The following is a 19,824-nucleotide window of genomic DNA, read 5'->3' on the forward strand; positions in this document are numbered from 1 at the left end:
GCCTCTTCAGTTGGCACGCGCGTTGGATCGATCATGTTCGCCGGCGGCATCACTTCCCAGCACATAAGCACTCGGGATCTCGGGGAAAGTAACGATGGTCCCGCCGTTGGCCGCGACAAAGGCGTCCGCGGCAGCGCGGGTGCCAAAGGGCACGGCCTCGGCGGCACCCATTCCACCCTGCTTACGGCTCTCGATCACGAAGAATGCTTTGCGGGCATCGATCCAGTTTGTAGCTCCTGGCTCGGCCCAGCTCGGGGCTCGGGCCATGTCTGACACGTAAATCGCGCGGATATCACGAGGTTGATCTGGCATCAGGGTGAAGGCCACCGCGTCGCGAACGGACGTGAACCAGTAAGGGTCGATGCGGCTCGTCGTGATGATCTGGCCCTTGGGACCGGGGTGCTCGAGCACGTTCATGCCGCAGAATACTCCCATTGCGTCGGTCGTCAACGCGGTCGGCGGCGGCATGCCGAAATCGCCTCCGTCGCGATTGCAGCCGGCGAGGACGAGCGCAACGATCACGCATAGGACTCGGAGGGTCATAGTTCCCTCCGTGCGAAGAACGAGGCCGCAAGCCCGAGCGGCGCGACGACCCAAGCGGTTAGTCCCATCAACAGCGCGCCGACGCTGGTCGTCGCGGTGCCGGCGAGCCCGGCCATTCCGGAAAACTGGCTGACGTTGAACCCGGTGAGGTTCGTCATCCGATACAGGTCTGTAGGATTGAGGAACAGCAGCGCTTCGAGCACTGGCGCGGAGACGATCTTTCCTTGGTCGACGACAAGCACCCCGAGCAAGGCCATGTCGAACACGAGCACCATCAGCAGCCAGACGCCCACCGAGATGCCGGCAGCAGTTCCCCGGTCCCGGACCAGGCTGCTGATCAGATATCCCACGGCGACGAAAACTGCACCGAGCATGATCGAGGTTCCGAGCATGAAAGCAAAGGCATACCAGCTCTCAGCGAGCACCGAGGCACCGGTAATCGCGAGGGCAGCTGCGGCCGCGCCGTAACCGATGACAGTCGCGAACGCCAGGATCAGGACGTGGCCGCAGAACTTTCCGAGGATTACCTGGCCCCGGCCCACGGGATAACTCAGGAGAAGCGCCATGGTGCCGCGTTCCATCTCGCCGACTACGGCGTCGTGGGAGATCAGGAGCGCGATCAGCGGAAGCAGAAAGATCGTCAGACTGGACAGGCTGACGACGACGACATCGAGCGCGCCTGCGCTGACGTTGCCCGTGGGCGCGCTGCCCAGGAAGGTAAGCGACAGCGCAAGCGCGGCCAGGAGGAGCGTGGTCGCCAGAACCCAGCGGTTTCGCAGGCCTTCCTGGATTTCCTTGAATGCGATGATGACGATCGTCCTCACGCAGCGCCCTCCTGGGTATTGAGGAAGTGCGCGTAAAGCTCGTCCAGTGTCGGTGCGGCGATCTCGATGTTCCTGACGCGCGGATCGCCGGCCGCGACCCGCAGCAGATCCATCTTTTTCAATTCGTCAGGCACCAGCACGACCCTACCATTCGGCGTCGACAGCGTCTCCCCTACAATCCACGCCGGTGTCGCCTCCTTTCCGGTCGCAAGATCGATCGACACCCGGATCGGCAGCCGCGAGATCTTGCGCAATTCCGCCAGTGAGCCCTGTGCGACGAGCAAGCCGCGGTTCATGATGAGGACGTGCTCGGCGCGATCCTCGAGTTCGTTCAGCGCATGGGACGAGATCAGGACGGTCGCGCCACCGTCACGAAGGTCGCTCAGGATTTCGTAGAAGGTTTGCCGCAGCGCCGGATCCAATCCCGTCGTCGGCTCGTCAAGCAGCAGCACACGGGGCCGCCCGAGCAACGCCTGCGCCAACCCCAACCGCTGACGCATGCCCTTTGAATAGGTACCCACGCGACGGTCGACCGCGTCAGTCAGTCCGACACGGTCGAGAAGCTCCCACGCCTTCAGCGGCTTGATGCGCTTCAGCCGCGCGTAGAACGACAGCGTTTCCCGACCGGTGAGTGCGGCGTTGAAGGCGACGTTCTCCGGCAGATATCCAAGCAGCCGGCGCGCCGAAAATTCCCCGGCGGCGGGATCCTCATCGAGCACACGGATGGAGCCGCGGTCCGGACGAATCAATCCCAACATCAGCTTGATCAGTGTCGTCTTGCCCGCGCCGTTATGTCCGACGAGTGCGCTCAGGCGTCCCGGGACCAGGTCGAACGAGACATCCCGTAGCGCACAAATTGTGCGATAGTTTTTTTGGACACCGCTCACGGAGACGGTCGAGCTCATTTGCCGCCCTCCCTGCCCGTAGGCCTCGGCGGCGGGGCGATGAGCGGGTGACTGTCCACGACGCCACCGGGGTAAAGCGCCGGAAACTGGGCTTGTGCCCACCGCAAGACCTGCACCGCCGGGCTGTTGATCAGCACCTTTGCGGCAGGCGCGGTCCACAATACCCTGTCGACGAGATCGTTGGGCCGGTAAGCCGTGTCCGCAATACCGTCGCCGTCGAGATCGAAGGCCGGGTTGTCGCTCCAGTAGTTGCCGCGCCCGCCCTTGGACCAATCGAGGTGCCGCGTGCCGACGTATTTGACCTGATTTCGATTGCCGACAAAGGCGTTTCCGGTGATCTCGTTGCCTTCGGACCCGGCAGTGAAGTGAACTCCGACTGCGCAGCGTTCGAACCAGTTGTTCTGGAACCGGTTGTGGTTCGTGTTGTAGATGAAGACGCACTTTTCCGGGCCACTCCGCAGACCCTGCTCCCGCTTCGCGTCCGGGATCATGCCCCGCTCGTCGTCGGGGCGTTCTTCGCCGCTGTCTGCAATCGTGTCCAGAGGGCCGCCCGTCACCCGATTTCCATCGATATCGGCGTAGTTGGCGTAATTGAACAGAATCCCGTGATCGCGATCGCGATCCGAGATATTGTCGCGGATCACCAGTCGGTTGGAATACATGATGGCGTAGCCGACATGGTTTCCGATGGAGACGTTACCGCTGACTTCGCTGTCGTTGGTGTACATGTAATGGATCGCGAAGCGCACCTGCTCGAAATGGTTGCCGATGAAACGGTCCTTGCGGCTTGAGATCGTGAAGATGCCGTCGCGACCATAGCGGAAAGTGTTATCCGCGATCGTGACATCGGGTGCGTTCCAGAGCGAAACACCGTTGCCGGCCTCGCTGAGCCGCCCGCCGCGCAATCCTTCGATCGCGTTGCCGGCGACCCGCGAGCCCGCCGCTCCGTGAACGTAGACGCCGAACAGGTTTCCAACCAAGCGGTTGTTTTCGATCGTCGCGCGCTCGGCGGTCTTCTGGAGAAAGATGCCCGAATTCATCGCCTGCAGATCGCGGCCCGATCCTCGGACGGTTACGCCGCGGACGGTCACATCGGGCGCGGATACCGTGACGACGTTACCGGCGCCGCCGCCGTCGAGCACGGCGCCGGGGCGTCCGGCCAACACAAGAGGTCGGTCGATCCGGATCGCACCGTTGTATTCGCCCGCAGCAAGTTCAACCACGTCGCCGTCGCGTGCACGATCCAGCAACGCCTGCAGCGGCTGGCCCGGCACAGCCGTTAGCGTCTCCGCACTGGCGAAGCCGGACAATCCGGCGGCGACGAGCGCAACCGGAAGCATGCGTGACGAGAGACGCAAAGTATCGCTCCCGGTCAGACCGATTTTGGCTCAACGAACATGCGGCCCTTCATCTCCATGTGCATGGCGTGACAGAACCAGGAGCAGTAATACCAGTAAACTCCCGCCTTGTCGGCCGTGAACGAGACCGATGCTGTCGCCATCGGCGCGACCTCCATGGCGATGCCGTAGTTGACGATGCAGAAGCCGTGCGTCAGGTCCTCCACCGCGTCGATATTGGTGATGTAGACGGTGACCTCGTCACCCTGCTTGACCTGGAACTGCTCGAGGCCGAACGCGGGTGCTGTGGAGGTCATGTAGACGCGCACCTTATTTCCGTCGCGGATAAGCTTGGAGTCCGCCTCGAGATTTATCCCGTCCGCCTTGGCCTGCTTGACCGCATCCGCAAACATCGGATCGGCGCGGTCCCAGATCGAGATTGGATTGATTTTGGAACGGTGCACGATGGTGGCGTCATGCGGCTCGGCGAAGCTCGGGCCGTCGTGGACCAGCACCATCTTGTCGCCGGAGATGTCAATGAGCTGATCGTTCTCCGGCTTAAGCGGACCGACATTGAGAAAGCGATCCTTGGAGAACTTGTTCAGTGAGATCAGCCATTTCCCGTCCGCCTCCTTGGTCTGACCCATCGACGAATGGTTGTGGCCCGGCTGATAGTGGACGTCGAGCTTCTGGATGATGGGATCGACTTTCTCGCCCTTAAACGCCCGCTTGGCGAGATCGATGTTCCACTTACAGACCTGGCTGTCCAGGAACAACGTAGTGTAGGCGTTGCCCTTGCCGTCATAGGCTGTATGCAGAGGTCCAAGGCCGAGTTCGGGCTCCGCAACCACGATGTCGCGCGGCTTGATCTTGTCGTCGAACAGCTGGTCGAACAGGCGAACGTCCATGACGGTCACCGTGGGAGACAGCTTACCGGCCGCGACGATATGAATGCCGTCGGGTGCCGTGTTCATGCCGTGCGGATTATTCGAGACCGGAACGTAGCGCGTGTAGGGCGATCCCTTGCGGCCGTCGATCACAGGCACGCCGTTCATTTCCTTGAAGTCACCCTTCTTGACCGCCTCTTCGATGCGCTTGAGGTTGAAGATGACGACCCAATCCTGCTCATTGGCAGTCATCTCCGCCAAGGTCACTCCTTCTTCGGCGTTGTAGCAGGTCGAGAAGGCGTACTTGCCCTGATAGTCGGCGTCGACGTTGTCGAGATTGCCGCTGACCATCACTTGCCACGCCACCTTCATGGTGTCGCCGTCGAGCGCCGTGAAGATGGAATGGTACTCCTTCGGATTGTCGAGAATCTTGCCGTCGTTCGGCAATGGAACGCCATCTTCCCCGTTGCAGAATACGTATCCCGTGCGCGGATATTTCTGCAGCCGCAGGCCATGAACGGTGTGTTGGTTCGGGAGTTCGATGATCTTGTCGCATTTCATGACGTCGAGCCGCACTCGCGCCACGCGGCTGTTGGCCTTGTCGTTCATGAAGGCGTAGCGGCCGTCATAGGTGCCGTCCGTGAACGAGATGTGCGGATGGTGCAGGTCTCCGTTCATGAACGTGCCGCCGCGGTTCTTGAGAAATTCGCGGGTCGCAGGCTGTAATCCTTCGGTGAGAACCTTGAGGCTTTCGTTGGTCTGGCCCCATCCGGTCGCGCTACAGCGGTTAAAGACGGGAACGCGCATCAGTTCGCGCATCGACGGAAGTCCGATAATCCGCATTTCGCCGGACTGGCCGCTCGAGAAGAAGACGTAGTATTCGTCGAGCTCGCCCGGGGCGACTTCGGTTTTCTGCACTGCCGGACGCGCCGGCGGTGCTTTTGGTGCAGCCTTGGTCTGTGCATCGGCGCTGGAGATGAAGCCGCGGCCATCCTTCATCACCACGGCTCCGCCGGCAAGGCCGACGCCTGCAGCCGCGGCGGTCGTCCCCAGCAAGGTTCGACGGCTGACACCCTTGATATTCTCGCTGTCGCTCATGATTGCCTCCTCGGCTTTCGGTCTTCAGGTTGCAGGTGGCGTGATGGCCTCGGCTGATGACGCGCCGATAGGTTTTCCCCCGGCGGTGATGACGGTGGCCGGACCTTTGCCGCCTGGGCGCATCGAAGGCGACGACAACGCCTGACGTTTCTCTCGCTTCAGCCGCACCTGAATCATATGCGGGCAGCGTTGGTCGTCGAAATACAGTTCCTGGCAGTGCATGCAGTAGATGCACTCGTTCACGTTGATGTGACCTTCCGGATGGATTGACTGGACCGGACACTCGTTGGCGCAGCGCTGGCAGGGCGACCCGCATTCCGGCCAGCGCCTCAGCCACTCGAACATTCGTACCCGCCCCGGAATCGCGAGTGCCGCGCCGAGCGGGCACAGATAGCGGCAGAAGAAGCGCTCGACGACTAGCCCTGCGGCCAGCAGGGTCAGGGCGTAGACGACGAACGGCCACTCGCGCGCGAATTTGAGGATGATCGCAGTCTTAAACGGCTCGACTTCGGCGAGTTGCTCGGCAAATGCCGTCGAGTAGAGCGACATGCCGAACAGACCGAGGAAGATGATGTACTTGATCGGCCAAAGCCGTTCGTGAAGGCCCCAGGGAACGCGGTATTGCGGAACCTTGAGCGCTTGCGCGATGCTGTTGAGCAATTCCTGCAGGGCGCCGAAAGGGCAGAGCCAGCCGCAGAACGGTCCACGCCCCCAGAAAAGGAGTCCCGCCGCAATCGACGCCCAGAGAATGAAGATCAGCGGCGCCGAGAGGAAATATTCCCAACTGAAGCCGGTCAGCAGCGAGTTAGCGAAGGTCAGGACGTTGACAACGGAAAGCTGCGCGTTTGCGTACCATCCCATCCAGACCAGGATGAACAGCAGGTAACCCCGGCGGACCCACGTGTACACCGTCGGACGACGGACCAGCAAATTCTGGAAAAAGAAGATCAGTGTGAGCGCGCCCAACGCGGCAACCGTTACACCGATCTTGACCACGTTCCCGCGCCAGATTTTCATCCACAGCGGCTCTTCTTCGGCGGAAGTTGCGACGGCATCGCGCGCTCGGGCCGTCGGAGCCGCCGTACTCTGAGCTGCCGAAGTTTGAGCTGACGGCACAGTTGCCGCCTGCGGCGCTTGCGGCACCGGCTCCCGCTTTAGGTAGGATTCTGGCAGCGTGTAGGCGAGATCGAAGGTAACCCATGCCTTCTCCCGAGTGCCGATCACGCGCTGCACGAGGAGTTGCAGCACCCAGGGCTCAGTGGGATCGAACGCGAAGTCCGCCGGCACCACGAACAGCGCGATCTCGGAAAGGTCCGGCGCGCCTTCGGCCGCAAGGCTGCCCAGCCGGGTGTGATCCCGATCGCGGAAACGCATGCTGTTGGTTTCCTGAATCAGTTCGATTCGGTCGAAGATTCCTCCCCGGACGTAGGCGGCCCCTTTGAAGGAATAGCGACCGGACCCGGCGATGACGAGCGCCTGCTGACCCGGCTTCAGTCTGCCGGCCAGCCGTTCGTAGCCATCGTCGCCGAGGAGACTGCGGCCGATGGTCGGCACCGCGACATCCGCGACATAGAGGTCGATGAAGGCATCGTCCGGCGGACCTTCTTCCGGACGCGCCGCGGCGGTGGCATTGCCCGCCTTCTCGAACGCCTGGTTGATGTCGGCGACGGATAGGGTCAACCGCCGGACCGAGCCATCTCCAACGAGGGTCTGCCAATCGCGAACTTCGCTCCTTGTAGCGTCAATGGTCTTAGCAACCTGCGGCGCAGCGGCTGCCACCTGGCTCCCCTGCCCACCAAGGCGACCGCTCCTGATCAGCTTTGTGGCGGATCGAACGATGCTGTCACCGATCACCAACACCGTCACCGTAGCGCCGCTCACGATATCCACCTGCGGCGCTGGCGTGGCTCCGCGCGCCACGCTTCCTAAGTCGGCGCCAATCAACTTGTTGACGGCCTCCAGGATGCGCTTCTCGGGAATGCCCACCAACACGATGGGTTCCTTGTGCTCGACGAGCTTAAGACCCGTCAGGACTCCCTTCGGGTCAATTCCAACCAACACTTGGATTGGCTTCCCCGAGTAACCGATCGAATTTGCAAAATCCGAGGTCAGATAGACGAATCCAAGGAGTTGGTCGTTCTTGTATGCAGGCGCGATTGCAGGTTCGCCTTGCAACGGTCCGAACCTGTTGGCGTTTGGCACCAGGTCGGCCGGCTGGGCTTTGGAAAGAAAATCATTGAGACGGCCTGCGGCGCGCACATCCGCACCCCAGAATACCGTGGCGAACACGATCAAAGCTATCGCGAGCGCACCCCTTATTGCCGGAATTCGTGGTCCGACTACATTATGTCTCAAGGGTGCACTCCCAAACGAGGACGCCCTCAGCGGGGCTGCGGACATCCTTGTCGCGATATGATGTGGATATTGTGATTTCGGAGAAAGTGGGTCAACCTGCTCGGGAGGCCTGACATGCACAAAGAACAGCTTCTCACCGCTGTGCCCCCGGTTCCGGTTCGAAGTCTTCCGGAGCTGTATGCAATCGCCGTCAATTTGGCTGAGCGCGCCGCGCAGCGCTATGGCACCCTGGCCGCAAGAACCGACGAGAACTTCTGGCCGGTGCGTTGCGTCTTCGAGGTATTGACTACCCGGGAACGTGACCGAATGGAGAGCCTGGTTGCTGCATGTGCGAAGGTCTGCGGCAGGCCACCAATCGCTGGGGATCTGCGGTGGATTCCAATCGATCTGGTTCCCCCGGATGAAATGGCCGATGTTGGAGATTCGGGCTTGTCGACGCCGTACACGGCGTGGGCGCTTGCGGTTAGGCACCGACAGCGGACCTTCGTGTTCTGGACGTATGTGATTGCTGTCGCCGAAGATCCTAGCGTACGCGCCACGGCCGAGGACCTTGCGAAGGAGGCGCTCAGGGACGGCAATCTGTTGCGGCGTGAACGTCGACTGGCTTGGAGGCAGGAACGCGAGACCGCCGCCGAAATGGCAAGTAGGTCTGAGACGGAAGAACCGATGTCTGCGGCGCTGCTCGAAAGCCTGCTTTTCAAGGATATCGTCGCCTGGTCGCAGAATTTGCCGCCCGACCAGCGTGCGCAGCTTCTGGCGTTGGATCCCTTCCATCCCCCAGAGGCAGCACTTGCCGAAATCCGAGGGGCCGGAGCCACGCCTTACGAAACCACCGAGATCGGCCCGATCAGGCGCCGGGCGCTGCAGCGCGCCGAGCAGCTCTCGAACCTGTATCTTCATGACGCGGACAATGCCGCCGATCAGGCCAGCATGGAACTTGCCCAAACGCTTGCGGCACACTCGATCATGCGTCTCGCCGGCCTGCGCAATATGGATTCCGCCCACCGCCGTTCCGCATAGTTTCGTTCGATTACTCAGACTTGTAGTCAGCGCGGTCATTGCTTGCTGTCTTCAATCGCTGCGCTGCGCGACATCCAAGTTTCTTGCTCTGCTAGATCCCACACACTTCCGCTGTGGTGCCCCAATCCATCGCCGAACGAGAAATCGATCGATGAGTAAGCCGGTTCGACCTGCTCCGCTGTCCGCACGATGCGCACGCGCCACATGTGCGGCCCCCGTTCCAGATAGGTCCACTTGCACCGGCTGCCGTATCTGACATCGAACTGATAGCGCAAGGGCCTTGGATCGTGGTCAGCAACAAGTTGAAAGCCTTCCCCAACTTCGAGACGGTTGAATAGCTGGAAGATAACCGGATGACGGTGGCTCGGCGGAATACCCCTCACGTCGATCACCTGTTCTGCGAGACCTTGATCCGGCAACATGATCAATCCTTCAAAAAGACAATCTGAGTACGCCCGGTATCAGCTTTCTCTCGAGCCTCTTTGTCTTGGGTCAAAGTTGGCCGCAAAAAGATATATTTTAAATATTGCTTTTATCAACGCCTGCGATTAACATACACATGAAATCGATCTTTTTTGTATTCGCGAGGGTTACACCCGATTGGGAAAGCAGGATGACTCACGTCGTCACCGAGAACTGCATCAAATGCAAATATATGGATTGCGTCGAGGTTTGCCCCGTCGACTGCTTCTATGTCGGCGAGAACATGCTCGTCATTCACCCGGACGAGTGTATCGATTGCGGCGTTTGCGTGCCGGAGTGCCCGGCGGAGGCGATCTTCCCCGACACTGACACCGCGCTCGATTCGCACTGGCTCGAACTCAACCGCAAGTTCGCCGGACTTTGGCCGAACACCGTCGCGAAGGGCGAACCGCCCTCGGACGCCGACGCTTGGAACGGCATGCCCAACAAGTTTGCCGAGCATTTCAATCCGGAACCAGGTGAAGGCTGACACGCGTTGGGTTCCGTTCGAGCCACCCCTATTCGATCCGCCGCCGAGGTCGCCGGCGGTGGATCGGGTCAGAGCCGAAAGCGACTAGAGGAGAAGCATCGGAATGTCCAGCACGAACGGAAACGCATCCATCATCGATGTACGCAGTCTGCCGCCAGCGCAGCGCCACCAGAAGATCTTTCAGTTGGTCAATGAACTGGCCGCTGGCCACTCGTTCATCCTTGTGAACGACCACGATCCCAAGCCGCTCTACTACCAGCTCGAAGCCGAGTATCCGAGGCAGTTCTCCTGGAGCTATGTCGAGAGCGGTCCGACCGTGTGGCGGGTCGAAATCGGCAAGCTCGCCAAGGCTGCGTGAATATTCTTCGGATGGGAGTGGGGCAATATCGCGCGCTCCGTTCCCTCCGAGCCCTGAGGCGGGAGGAGCCATGGTAGGGGTGTCCCTTTCCAAGTGGACGATGAGCTATTTCGCCGCTGCGCTGCTCGCTCTTCTGGGCGCCGAGGTGCTCATGGTCACCGGCTTCGGTTTTCCCAGTCACGGCATCGCAGCGCCCGAGACGCTCGTTCTCGTACACCTCGTCGCGGTCGGCTGGCTCAGTCTGCTGATGTGCGGGGCGCTCATTCAATTCGTTCCGGTGCTGGTTGCGAAGCCGCTTGTCCATCCCGAATTACCAGCCGTCGCACTTGCGCTCTTGATCGCCGGTTTGGCCAGCCTCCTTGCCGGGTTTCTCCGGATGGCCGGCCTCCCCGTGGGGTCGCAGCCGTGGCTTCCCCTCGGCGCCATCTGCCTCACGGCAGGCTTTGTGCTCAACCTCTGGAATCTCGGCAGGACCCTGTGGACGGCGCGCCCGATCGGTCTGCCCGCACGGTTTGTCGTCGCCGGCCTTATGAGTCTGGCAGGCGTCGTCTCACTCGGGACGATCTTCTCCCTTGCGCTCGGCGGGTGGACAACCAATCCCACCCTCCTGCGTCTGACATCGGAAGGCATCCCGCTTCACGCCGCGTTGGGCCTCGGCGGCTGGCTGACCTTCACCGCGATGGGCGTGAGCTATCGCTTGCTCGCGATGTTCATGTTGGCTCCAGAAACTGAAGATCGCACCAGCCGCATTGCGCTTCTGGCCGGAGGCGCATCGATCTTGGCTCTCCTGGTTGGCGGCCCCTTGTGTCTGCTGCTTTTCGGACAGGGCGTGACGCATCCGCTCGTCATCTCGCTCGCGCTGGCCACCGTCAGCCTCGCCTTCTATGGCTACGACATCATCCGGCTCTATCGCACCCGCAATCGGCAAAGGATCGAGCTCAATGCGCGCATGGCGGCCTGGGCACTTGGCGGTCTCGGGCTGGCAACCATCCTGCTGCTGTTGGTGACGATATCAGGCGAAATCGACCGACGGATCGGCGCGGTTGTGTTTCTCTTTGCTTTCGGCTGGCTCACCGGGCTCGGCCTCGCGAAGCTCTACAAGATCGTCGCCTTCCTTACCTGGCTCGAATGCTATGGTGCGCTGCTTGGCAGGCGCCCGACCCCACGCGTGCAGGATCTTGTCGACGAGCCGCGCGCGTTGCCCTGGTTCTGGCTCTATTTCGCATGTGTCGGCGCCGCTTCGCTCGCGGCCTTCCTGGACGGATCGCTTGCCTTCCGGATCGCGGCGCTCGGAATACTCGTCGCCACCGCTTCGATATGCAGGCAACTCATCTCTATCCGCACGCTGCGATCGGTGCCGGCCTTGATGTTGCCCGACGGCGCCGGCGCGCGCCCCCGATTGCTTCTGCCCAAGCTGCAACAATCACAAAGATGAGGAGCGATGAAATGACACAAACCCCGCGTGAACTCGACCTACGTCCGACCCTGCTTGCCGGAGGCGAGCCCTTCTCCGCCATTATGCAAGCTATCAATGACCTCGGCTCCGGACAGGCTCTTCGGCTACTCGCAACATTTGAGCCCGTGCCGCTCTACGGGTTGCTCGCCAAGAAGGGCTTCGACCACGCGGCGCGCGAGATCGGCGGCGGGGATTGGGAGGTGACGTTCACGCCCGCCGTTGCAGCCGACGACGCCCGGCAAAACCGGCCGGTTCATCCAGTTCCAGACCATGCTTCGGCCCGCCAATGGCCGGAGCCGTCTCGTCATCTCGACAATCGCGATCTCGACCCGCCGGAGCCGATGGTGCGCGCACTTGCGGCCCTCGAAGAGCTCCAGCCAGGCGATGTCCTGAGCGTCCTTCTTCGTCGCGAGCCAGTCTTCCTCTTTTCTGAGCTCGGCAAGCGCGGACATGAGTGGCTGGGAGAGTTCGAAGCGGACGGCAAGACCTACCGGCTGTTGGTGCGCAAGGAAGTCGGGAAGGAGGCCGCCGCATGAGCGACACGAACAAACTCACCGGGCGCGTGCGCGAAGCGCTTCGCACGGTGATCGATCCCGAGATCGGATTCAACATCGTGGATCTCGGCCTGGTCTACGACATCGCAATCGAGGATGATGCCATCGCCAGGGTCGCGATGACCACGACAACAAGGGGTTGCCCGGCGACGGATTATCTTCGGGATGGCGCCGGAGCGGCGGCGCAATCCGTCGTCGGCGTCCATCGGGCCGACGTCACGCTTACCTACGATCCTCCCTGGACGCCGAATATGATGAGCACCGTGGCGAGGGAATATCTTGGGTTTGGAGGATGACGCGAGAGCTCGACGACCTCAGATTTGACTCCGCCGCACAGCCGCCAGCCGTCTCGCCGCAGGGCCAGGTCGTCCTGTTGCTCCTCAATGCACTGCAGAAGCTTGCCGATGCCGGCGAGGTGGATGCCTCCTGCCGCATTGCGGGGAGGGCCTGTGTCATCCTCCGCGGCGCTGCGCCAAGGGACGAACGGCGTTTCAACGCGTTGCTGCATCGGCTGACGCCCAGGCTAGCTCCGCGTGAACAGAGAGAGGGCGATATGTGATTTCTCAGAGCGTGCGTAGTCCCGTCGGGCTCTCGTCTTTCTGAGGCCGGCGGCGCGGCCGAGGCCAGAGATCATCCAGACTTGCGAAACATATATCTCACCTGTATCTTTCAGCGTCATGCGCTTCTGCCCTGCGCGCAGGATTGTTGCCAACTCCTGGACAAACGATGCGATTGACGAACTTCTCCGACTATTCCCTTCGGCTCCTGATGTACGCGGCAGCGCAGGAAGATCGACTGATCACGATCGAGGAAGCGTCCGAGGTCTATAATCTCTCGCGTGCGCATCTCATGAAGATCGCCAATACGCTTACCAGGGCCGGCTATTTGAAAGCTGTGCGCGGTCGTTCGGGCGGCCTCGCGCTGGCGAAGCCGCCGCACAAGATCAAGCTCGGGGACGTCATCCGCGCGACGGAGCCCGATTTCACGCTGGTCGAATGCTTCGGCACCGACAACGAATGCATCATCTCCCGCTGCTGCCGACTGCGCGGGATCCTGCATGAGGGGCTTGAAGCGTTCAACGCCGTCCTCGACAAGTATACGCTCGCGGACTTGATGCTCCGGCCAAAGGATTTCGGCGTGCGACCGGCAGCGTGACACGCGTGCGCGATAGTGACTGATCCGATGGGTATTCGAGGGCTATCCGATCGGCTTCGAGTCGAATCGGGGGCGATGGTCGCTCGGTTGTGAAAGAGTTCCCATCCTCTTTCGTGAATGACGCGCGGCGCTGGATATCCTTCAGGACCTCCCGCGGGACTGCCACCTCCACATTGAGCTAGGCGATCATGGGCTCGGATCTACCCAACTGGGTGGCGGGTCGTAGGCGCGGCCAACGAGGAGAACCGACGTCAGGTTGGTGCTAACAATGAAGTCACGGACCTCGAAGGCGCGGCGCTCCTGTTCGTCGGCAGCTCCGGCGCGCGCAATTGCGTAACAGCGGCTGGGATTGAGCGGAGGCACGCCCATGATGGTGGCCTCGATAGCCAATTCTTGTCGCGACAGCCGTCTCCAACGAGCGTTGCCCGATGAGATCATTTGCATACGCGCCAACAACCGAATGTCGCTGACTCGCTCACAGAGGGCCTTGATCTCGCTTGCTTCAAGACGTTTGCTTTCCAACCATCCGCTCTCGGCCAGTGCCGAGGATGCCGACACTAGAACCGCAGTCACTGTACCCAGGCAGACCGCTCGCATCATTAAAACATCGGCCAAGATGTCATGCGCAGCCTTGATCGATGTCAATCAGATGGTAAACAATCGAGAAAGCGTGATCTGACCACCTCGTCGGATGAAGCCGTTTCGTTCGAGGGTGACGATCATCTGGTGGACCGAAGGCGGGCTGACACGGAGTTGGCGTTGGATGTCGGCTTCGGCGGGCGGCTGTCCGAACATGTAGGCGTAGGTAAGGATGAAGGCCAGGTAATGCCCCTGCTTCTCGGTGAAGCGCGCGCCGGATTTTGACTCATCGCTGGATTCGTCCCTGCCTCCGACAAGGGGGCAAAGCATGAATGTACGTTGTCGGGTCGGATTGAGCCAAGCCGGGCGGGACGAACTGACGGCGATGCTCGGCGGCGGCAAGCAGGTCGCCCGCAAGCTCAAGCGGGCGCAGATTTTGTTGGCGGCCGAGATAGGGGCGGCCGCGACGAGGAGATTGCCCGGACCATGAGTGTCAGCCTCTCCACCGTCGGCCGGACCAAGCGCCGCTTCGTGGAAGGCAATTTGGAGCGGGCCTTGAGCGAGGAGGCGCGTCCGGGCGCAGAGCGCATTTGTTTTGAAGCAGGCTGAAGATGGCTCGGCAGTGGCGGAGCTCTGCCGCAAGGCCGGGATCAGCGAGGCGACGTTTTACAACCGGCGGAAGAATTATGCCGGCTTGTTGCCGTCAGAGATGAAGCGGCTGCGTCAGCTCGAGGAAGAGAACTGCAACTGAAGCGGATTGTCGCCGACCTGTCTTTGGAAAAGGCCATGCTGCAGGATGTGCTCTCAAAAAAGCTCTGAGGCCTGGCCGCAAGCGAGAGCGTGTCGACAAGGTGCGAAGCGACTGGAAGGTCTCGATCAGGCGGGCCTGCACGACCCTTCGGATCGATCGCGCACTTTACGTCTACAAGTCGAAGCGCGGTGACCAGGCCGCTCTCAAGAGTCCGGATCAAGGACATCTGCGAAACGCGGGTGAGATACGGATATCGCCGGGTCCATGTCCTGCTGCAACGTGACGGCTGGGCGATCAACGTCAAACGTGTCCATCGCCTCTATAGAGAGTTACGCCTGCAACTACGCAACAAAACGCCGAAGCGTCGCGTGAAGGCCAAGCTGCGCGAAGATCGGACGGAAGCACAACAGATCAACGAGACCTGGGCGATGAACTTCGTTCACGGCCAGCTCGCCACCGGTCGCAATATCCGCGTGCTCACGATCGTGGATACTTTCGGCCGCTTCTCGCCAGCCGTCGATCCGCGTCTTAACTATCGAGGGGAGGATGTCGTCATGACCTTGGAGCGCATCTGCAGCACCGTTGGCTATCCCAAGACGATTCGCGTCGATCTGGGATCGGAGTTTATCTCGCGCGATCTCGATATTTGGGGGTGTCGTGCTGGATTACTCGCGGCCGGGCAAACCGACGGACAACAGCTTCATCGAATCCTTCAACGGTAAGTTCAGAAGCGAGTGCCTGAACAAGCACTGGTTTCTGTGCCTTGACGACGCGCGGCAGAAAATGGAGGATTGGCGTAGAGACTACAACGAAGTCCGGCCCCACAGCGCGATCGGCAACAAGGCGCCGATATCGCCGTTGAATGGCTCATCGGCGCCTCCGCCGGCATCAGCGTAACCCCGGAAAATTCCAGCACCGGCTGGCTTAGTTTTGGGGAGCACTTCAAACCCAGAACAGACTCTCCTTGTGAACGAGGGCAAATTGGGGAGCAGGTCACTGGAAATTGCGCCGAAGACGTCCCTCACGTTCGCCATGGACGATTAGGTCGGATGGCCGCGCATAGTCATCCAGTCCGATCCGCCGATATCCTACTGCCTGCAACGCATTGCTAATCGCTCAACCACAGAGAATAGTCCGGGATGCTACTCGGATTATACCGTCACCGCCTGAAACTTTTCTCGCGTCACCATCGCCGCGAATGCTTCACCTCGAGCGAATTAGAACGCTTCAAATTGTACCAACCTGTAACCGGCGGTACGATTGTGGTCGGACCTAACCTTTGAATTGGCATCCCGTGATTCTGCTATCTCTATCGTCGCGTCTCGCAGTGCTCGCCATGCTGTTCGCTCTGGTATTCTTCGGCGCAGCGAGAGCCGAGACGAGCGATGTCGAAACCACGTGGCGACTGTTGGATTACATCGCGGTGGATTACGCCGGCGCCGTGTCGCACGGCGCGGTCTCGAGTCCTTCCGAATATGCCGAGCAGAACGAGTTCGCGGCGACCGTCGCCTTGAAGCTCGCTGCGCTCCCGCCCAAGCCGGAACGGCAAGCGCTCGCGACGGAAGCCGCTCGCCTGCAGCGCGCTATCGCAGACAAGGCCGACGCCGAGCAAGTCGCAGGTATAGCGCATGGCCTGGCGGCTGCGTTGCTTTTAGCCTACCCAGTGTCGCTGGCGCCGAACAAGGTTCCGGACTTCGCACGCGGCGCGACGTTGTTTGGTCAGAATTGCGCCGTCTGTCATGGCGCCAACGGCGACGGCCATGGGCCGAACGCCGACAAGCTCGATAAGTCGCCCATCGCGTTCACGGATGCCGATCGTGCCCGCCAACGAAGCGTGTTCGCGCTCTACCAGGTGATCACCCAGGGTGTTGATGGTACGGCGATGCCAAGCTTTGACGGTCTTCCGACCGATGACCGTTGGGCTTTGGCCCTCTACGTCGGTCATTTGGCCTTCCTCGATCCCGCTGCGGCCGAAGGCGAACGGCTGTGGAAGCAGGATGCCTCACTTCGCCGGCTCGTTCCCGATCTGAAGACCCTCATCGGCACGACGCCCGCAGCGCTCGCGAGCAAAATCGGACAGGACAAGGCGGACGCTCTCATGGCATATTTGCGTCGCCATCCCGACGCGGTCATGCAGCGGGCCGGATACCTGTCACTGGTACGTAGCCGCCTGACCGAGAGCCTTGCCGCCTATCGTGAAGGCGACCGCCAGCGTGCCGCCGAGCTGGCTTTGTCTGCCTATCTTGATGGATTCGAGCCGATCGAACCAGCGCTCGGCGCGCGCAATCGTGCGCTCATGGAGCGGATCGAGGGTGCCATGGGCGACTACCGCGCCGCCATCCAGAGCGGAGGGAATGCCGATGCACTCGCGGATCGCGTGCAGGAGCTTGCCGATCTTTTTGACGACGCGGAAGCTTCACTTTCCCCCGATGCGGAAAGCGGCCTCTCAACCTTTCTCGGGGCGGCGACGATCCTGCTACGCGAAGGACTGGAAGCGCTACTAATCGTCGTCGCGATGATCGCCTTCCTCCGCAAGGCCGAGCGGATGGAGGTGATGCCCTACGTCCACGCGGGTTGGGTGGGCGCCCTCGTCGCTGGCTTCCTAACCTGGGTCGTCGCGACCTGGGTGATCGGGATCAGCGGCGCGAGCCGAGAGCTGACCGAGGGGTTCGGGTCGATCTTCGCCGCCGTCGTCCTGCTCTTGGTCGGCATCTGGATGCACGGCAAGGCACAAGCCGACCAATGGCAACACTACATTCGCGAAAACATGGCGAGGGCGTTGTCCGGCGGTTCGGCCTGGTTACTGTTTGGACTCGCTTTCATCGTCGTCTACCGAGAGGTGTTCGAGACGATCCTTTTCTACGCGGCGCTGTGGACGCAGGGAAACGGCGGTACGATACTCGCCGGGGCGCTGAGCGCATGCGCGGTGCTGGCAGTCATCGCGTGGGCGATGCTGCGCTACTGCCGCCGGCTACCAATCGGCAAGTTCTTCACCTACAGTTCGTGGCTCATGGCGGTTCTGACGGTCGTGCTGGCCGGTAAGGGCATCGCGGCCCTGCAAGAGGCCGGCATCGTTAGCATCGCGCCGTTACGCTTGGTGCCACGCATCTCGTTGGTTGGTGTGTTCCCAACGACGCAAACGGTCGCAGCTCAGGTACTGATGATTGCGGCTCTGGCTATAGGCTTCGCCCTCAATCGCCGAAAGGTCGCACAGGATTGAGCCTCGATAGTGGGCAGTTACGAAGTCTGCGAGTGCGGGAAAAGTTATGCAACGGACGCGCCCCTCTTTTGAAGAGGGCCAATTGCGGCGCAGTCCGACGTCTGAGGAACTCTAGTTCCACAAGGTCGGCATCCTGCGGCGCCGTGGGACGGCTCGAGAAGTTGTATTGCCAGCGCGATCAGGAAGATCGGCAGAAGTCTCCCATTCGAGGCATCCTGGTCGCCTCTGTGTCCGCTGTCGGTTGCGACGCGCTCATTTAACGCGACTGATGGACACCACGCTGTGACGTTTCTTGACCGCATCGGCGGCAACGAAATGCATCAATTGCAGCGCTCGGTTGCAAATAAGGACAGCTGTTCCCCGCACCTGTCACGGGGCGTCGGCGCTTCTCGCCGATCTTGGATCCTGCTTGGAACCTAATAAGACAGCCGTGCAAAAACGAGTCCCCCCTATCAGCCAAAACTCTCGCCGCTGGAAAGGCCAGCACGACCACGATCGAACTGGTCGACGGGTACATGCCCGGTCTCCGCGTGCGCGTCTTACCCAACGGCACGCGCTCTTGGTCTCTTAATATACGTGATGCGAAGGGTGAGCGGCGACGATTTGAGGTCGGCAGCGGCCTTGGCATGGCTGAAGCCCGGAAAACGGCTGAGGATTTGAGACGCGCCGTCCGCACCGAAGCCGACCCCACCGCAGAACGTCGCGGAGTCCGCCTACGGGGCAGGGCAGCCAGGGAGAACGTCGGCACGCTGCACGGATTGCTGGATCACCATTTTGCTAAGGGCCCCGGCGCCCGGCACCGCCGCGCGACCGCTGTCAAACAGCTCATCTCAACTGTCTTTACGGAAATTCTTCGTACACCACTCTTCGATCTGGACCGCTCGACAATTCAGCTGATCGCTGATGACTGGAGGAGTGCCAGCACCGCTTCATCGACGGTACGAAGCTTGCGACCCTGCCTAAAATGAGCAGAACGGCGCAGCCTCGCGCGCCCAGGACTTGCAGACCTCGAACAAACTGTCACGACGCGCAGGCGCGACCGCGTCGTATCGCCTGCTGAGATTGCAGATATTTGGCCCCACCTTCGGGCCGCACATGGCTACGTTAAGTGGCTGCTGTTGACCGGCTGCTGGGCTCTCACGCGCGACGCTCTATCGAGCACCAGAGCTGCTCGGCAGATTTCAAGCCGTGTTGAAGCAATGCTATGCTGATTGCGCCACGGCGCTTGCAGTTCCCGACCGCATTGATGAACGCGAAGCCGAGATACCATGTTGCGCGGCCGAGAGGCTGATGAGATGCGAGAGCTCCGAGCCGCCAAGCGCAACATGGCTCAACACATTCAAACGCTCAGCCTGCTCATCCGCGAGCAGGAACAACAAATCGCAAGGCCTCAGCTTGAACATTCTGGATCGGCGCGAGTGGTGTCCCTGGCTGGACCGGCTCGACGTTGACCGCCTCGCACTCGATCCAACCGCTTTCGGCGGCTGCGCCAGCCGCGATCGGTGCGGATAAAGGCCTCCAGCATGTGCGGTATCAATGCTGTGGTTTCGATAGGTTCATAGAGCTTGCCATGCTCCGCGGCATACGCATCAAGCTCTTCCTTGAGAGGCTCGGAGAGCACGATGGTGAGCCGCACCATACCTTGCTTGGGCAGTCGACCAAGTTTCAGATCCGCCACAGCTCATTCTCCCGATAAATGTGACTGAGACGGTTGACTGTTCAGATAATCGGCATAGACGACGAGATCCTTGTGAGCGGTTGCTGGCGATTCAACGGTGACCTTGACCGGTTTATCATTTTTGGGAGCGCTCAATCTGAGCTTTGCCATCT

19 protein-coding genes and 2 pseudogenes are annotated in these 19,824 nt (G+C 61.0%); 11 read left to right on the forward strand and 10 right to left on the reverse strand.

Annotated elements, in window-relative coordinates:
• Positions 1-6: 6 nt before the first annotated feature.
• From M2427_RS07425 to M2427_RS07450, 6 genes are read right to left on the reverse strand one after another with little or no spacing between them, the layout of a single operon-like run.
• Complete coding sequence (locus M2427_RS07425) at positions 7-543, reverse strand: nitrous oxide reductase accessory protein NosL (RefSeq protein ID WP_280705554.1); 537 nt, start codon at positions 541-543, stop codon at positions 7-9.
• Complete coding sequence (locus tag M2427_RS07430) at positions 540-1,367, reverse strand: ABC transporter permease subunit (protein WP_280705555.1); 828 nt, start codon at positions 1,365-1,367, stop codon at positions 540-542. Before M2427_RS07430 ends, M2427_RS07425 begins: the two co-directional genes overlap by 4 nt.
• The gene (locus M2427_RS07435; RefSeq protein WP_280705556.1) at positions 1,364-2,272 is read right to left on the reverse strand and encodes an ABC transporter ATP-binding protein; all 909 of its coding nucleotides are present in this window, start codon (positions 2,270-2,272) and stop codon (positions 1,364-1,366) included. The genes M2427_RS07430 and M2427_RS07435 overlap by 4 nt, the downstream gene beginning before the upstream one ends.
• The gene (locus M2427_RS07440) at positions 2,269-3,612 is read right to left on the reverse strand and encodes a nitrous oxide reductase family maturation protein NosD (RefSeq protein WP_280705621.1); all 1,344 of its coding nucleotides are present in this window, start codon (positions 3,610-3,612) and stop codon (positions 2,269-2,271) included. Before M2427_RS07440 ends, M2427_RS07435 begins: the two co-directional genes overlap by 4 nt.
• Positions 3,613-3,644: 32 nt before the next feature.
• Positions 3,645-5,594 carry a TAT-dependent nitrous-oxide reductase gene (nosZ, locus tag M2427_RS07445; RefSeq protein WP_280705557.1) on the reverse strand — a complete coding sequence of 650 codons (1,950 nt, stop codon included), beginning with the start codon at positions 5,592-5,594 and terminating at the stop codon, positions 3,645-3,647.
• A 24-nt stretch (positions 5,595-5,618) separates the two neighbouring features.
• Positions 5,619-7,889 carry a NosR/NirI family protein gene (locus tag M2427_RS07450; protein WP_280705558.1) on the reverse strand — a complete coding sequence of 757 codons (2,271 nt, stop codon included), beginning with the start codon at positions 7,887-7,889 and terminating at the stop codon, positions 5,619-5,621.
• Between the two features lie 174 nt (positions 7,890-8,063).
• On the opposite strand from M2427_RS07450, the gene M2427_RS07455 reads away from it, so the two are divergent.
• Complete coding sequence (locus tag M2427_RS07455; protein WP_280705559.1) at positions 8,064-8,969, forward strand: ferritin family protein; 906 nt, start codon at positions 8,064-8,066, stop codon at positions 8,967-8,969.
• Positions 8,970-9,004: 35 nt separating this feature from the next.
• Here M2427_RS07455 and M2427_RS07460 read toward each other — a convergent pair whose 3' ends face one another.
• Positions 9,005-9,391 carry a DUF2249 domain-containing protein gene (locus tag M2427_RS07460; RefSeq protein WP_280705560.1) on the reverse strand — a complete coding sequence of 129 codons (387 nt, stop codon included), beginning with the start codon at positions 9,389-9,391 and terminating at the stop codon, positions 9,005-9,007.
• Positions 9,392-9,582: 191 nt separating this feature from the next.
• Between M2427_RS07460 and fdxA the strand changes: the two genes are divergently transcribed.
• The 6 genes from fdxA (at position 9,583) to M2427_RS07490 (ending at position 13,444) form a co-directional block, all read left to right on the forward strand.
• Positions 9,583-9,921 carry a ferredoxin FdxA gene (fdxA, locus tag M2427_RS07465; protein WP_280705561.1) on the forward strand — a complete coding sequence of 113 codons (339 nt, stop codon included), beginning with the start codon at positions 9,583-9,585 and terminating at the stop codon, positions 9,919-9,921.
• A gap of 103 nt (positions 9,922-10,024) precedes the next feature.
• Positions 10,025-10,279 carry a DUF2249 domain-containing protein gene (locus M2427_RS07470; protein ID WP_280705562.1) on the forward strand — a complete coding sequence of 85 codons (255 nt, stop codon included), beginning with the start codon at positions 10,025-10,027 and terminating at the stop codon, positions 10,277-10,279.
• A gap of 334 nt (positions 10,280-10,613) precedes the next feature.
• Entirely contained in the window at positions 10,614-11,714 is a 1,101-nt protein-coding gene (locus tag M2427_RS07475) for a hypothetical protein (RefSeq protein WP_280705563.1), read from the forward strand.
• Between the two features lie 11 nt (positions 11,715-11,725).
• Complete coding sequence (locus M2427_RS07480) at positions 11,726-12,271, forward strand: DUF2249 domain-containing protein (protein WP_280705564.1); 546 nt, start codon at positions 11,726-11,728, stop codon at positions 12,269-12,271.
• The gene (locus M2427_RS07485) at positions 12,268-12,585 is read left to right on the forward strand and encodes a metal-sulfur cluster assembly factor (protein ID WP_280705565.1); all 318 of its coding nucleotides are present in this window, start codon (positions 12,268-12,270) and stop codon (positions 12,583-12,585) included. Before M2427_RS07480 ends, M2427_RS07485 begins: the two co-directional genes overlap by 4 nt.
• A 430-nt stretch (positions 12,586-13,015) precedes the next feature.
• Positions 13,016-13,444, forward strand: a complete 429-nt coding sequence (locus M2427_RS07490) for an Rrf2 family transcriptional regulator (protein ID WP_280705566.1) — start codon at positions 13,016-13,018, stop codon at positions 13,442-13,444.
• Positions 13,445-13,630: 186 nt separating this feature from the next.
• Here the strand turns inward: M2427_RS07490 and M2427_RS07495 are convergent, their stop codons facing one another.
• Positions 13,631-14,089 (reverse strand): hypothetical protein, encoded by a 459-nt coding sequence (locus M2427_RS07495; RefSeq protein ID WP_280705567.1) that lies wholly within the window; start codon positions 14,087-14,089, stop codon positions 13,631-13,633.
• Here M2427_RS07495 and M2427_RS42110 point away from each other — a divergent pair.
• From M2427_RS42110 to M2427_RS07515, 4 genes and pseudogenes are all read left to right on the forward strand, one after another.
• Entirely contained in the window at positions 14,066-14,308 is a 243-nt protein-coding gene (locus M2427_RS42110; protein WP_348521912.1) for a hypothetical protein, read from the forward strand. The genes M2427_RS07495 and M2427_RS42110 overlap by 24 nt on opposite strands.
• A 43-nt stretch (positions 14,309-14,351) precedes the next feature.
• A pseudogene (locus M2427_RS07505) lies at positions 14,352-14,611 on the forward strand (helix-turn-helix domain-containing protein); the annotation flags it as partial.
• A gap of 7 nt (positions 14,612-14,618) precedes the next feature.
• A pseudogene (locus tag M2427_RS07510) lies at positions 14,619-15,671 on the forward strand (IS3 family transposase).
• 439 nt (positions 15,672-16,110) lie between these two features.
• On the forward strand, positions 16,111-17,994 hold the full coding sequence (locus M2427_RS07515; protein WP_280705570.1) for a cytochrome c/FTR1 family iron permease: 1,884 nt from the start codon (positions 16,111-16,113) through the stop codon (positions 17,992-17,994).
• Between the two features lie 1,390 nt (positions 17,995-19,384).
• On the opposite strand, the gene M2427_RS07520 is transcribed toward M2427_RS07515, so the two are convergent.
• Positions 19,385-19,633, reverse strand: a complete 249-nt coding sequence (locus M2427_RS07520) for a DUF2274 domain-containing protein (RefSeq protein ID WP_280705622.1) — start codon at positions 19,631-19,633, stop codon at positions 19,385-19,387.
• 42 nt (positions 19,634-19,675) lie between these two features.
• Entirely contained in the window at positions 19,676-19,822 is a 147-nt protein-coding gene (locus M2427_RS07525; protein WP_280705571.1) for a DUF2274 domain-containing protein, read from the reverse strand.
• Positions 19,823-19,824: the final 2 nt, after the last annotated feature.

The sequence above is a fragment of the Bradyrhizobium sp. BR13661 genome (genome assembly GCF_029892425.1).
Lineage (GTDB): Bacteria > Pseudomonadota > Alphaproteobacteria > Rhizobiales > Xanthobacteraceae > Bradyrhizobium.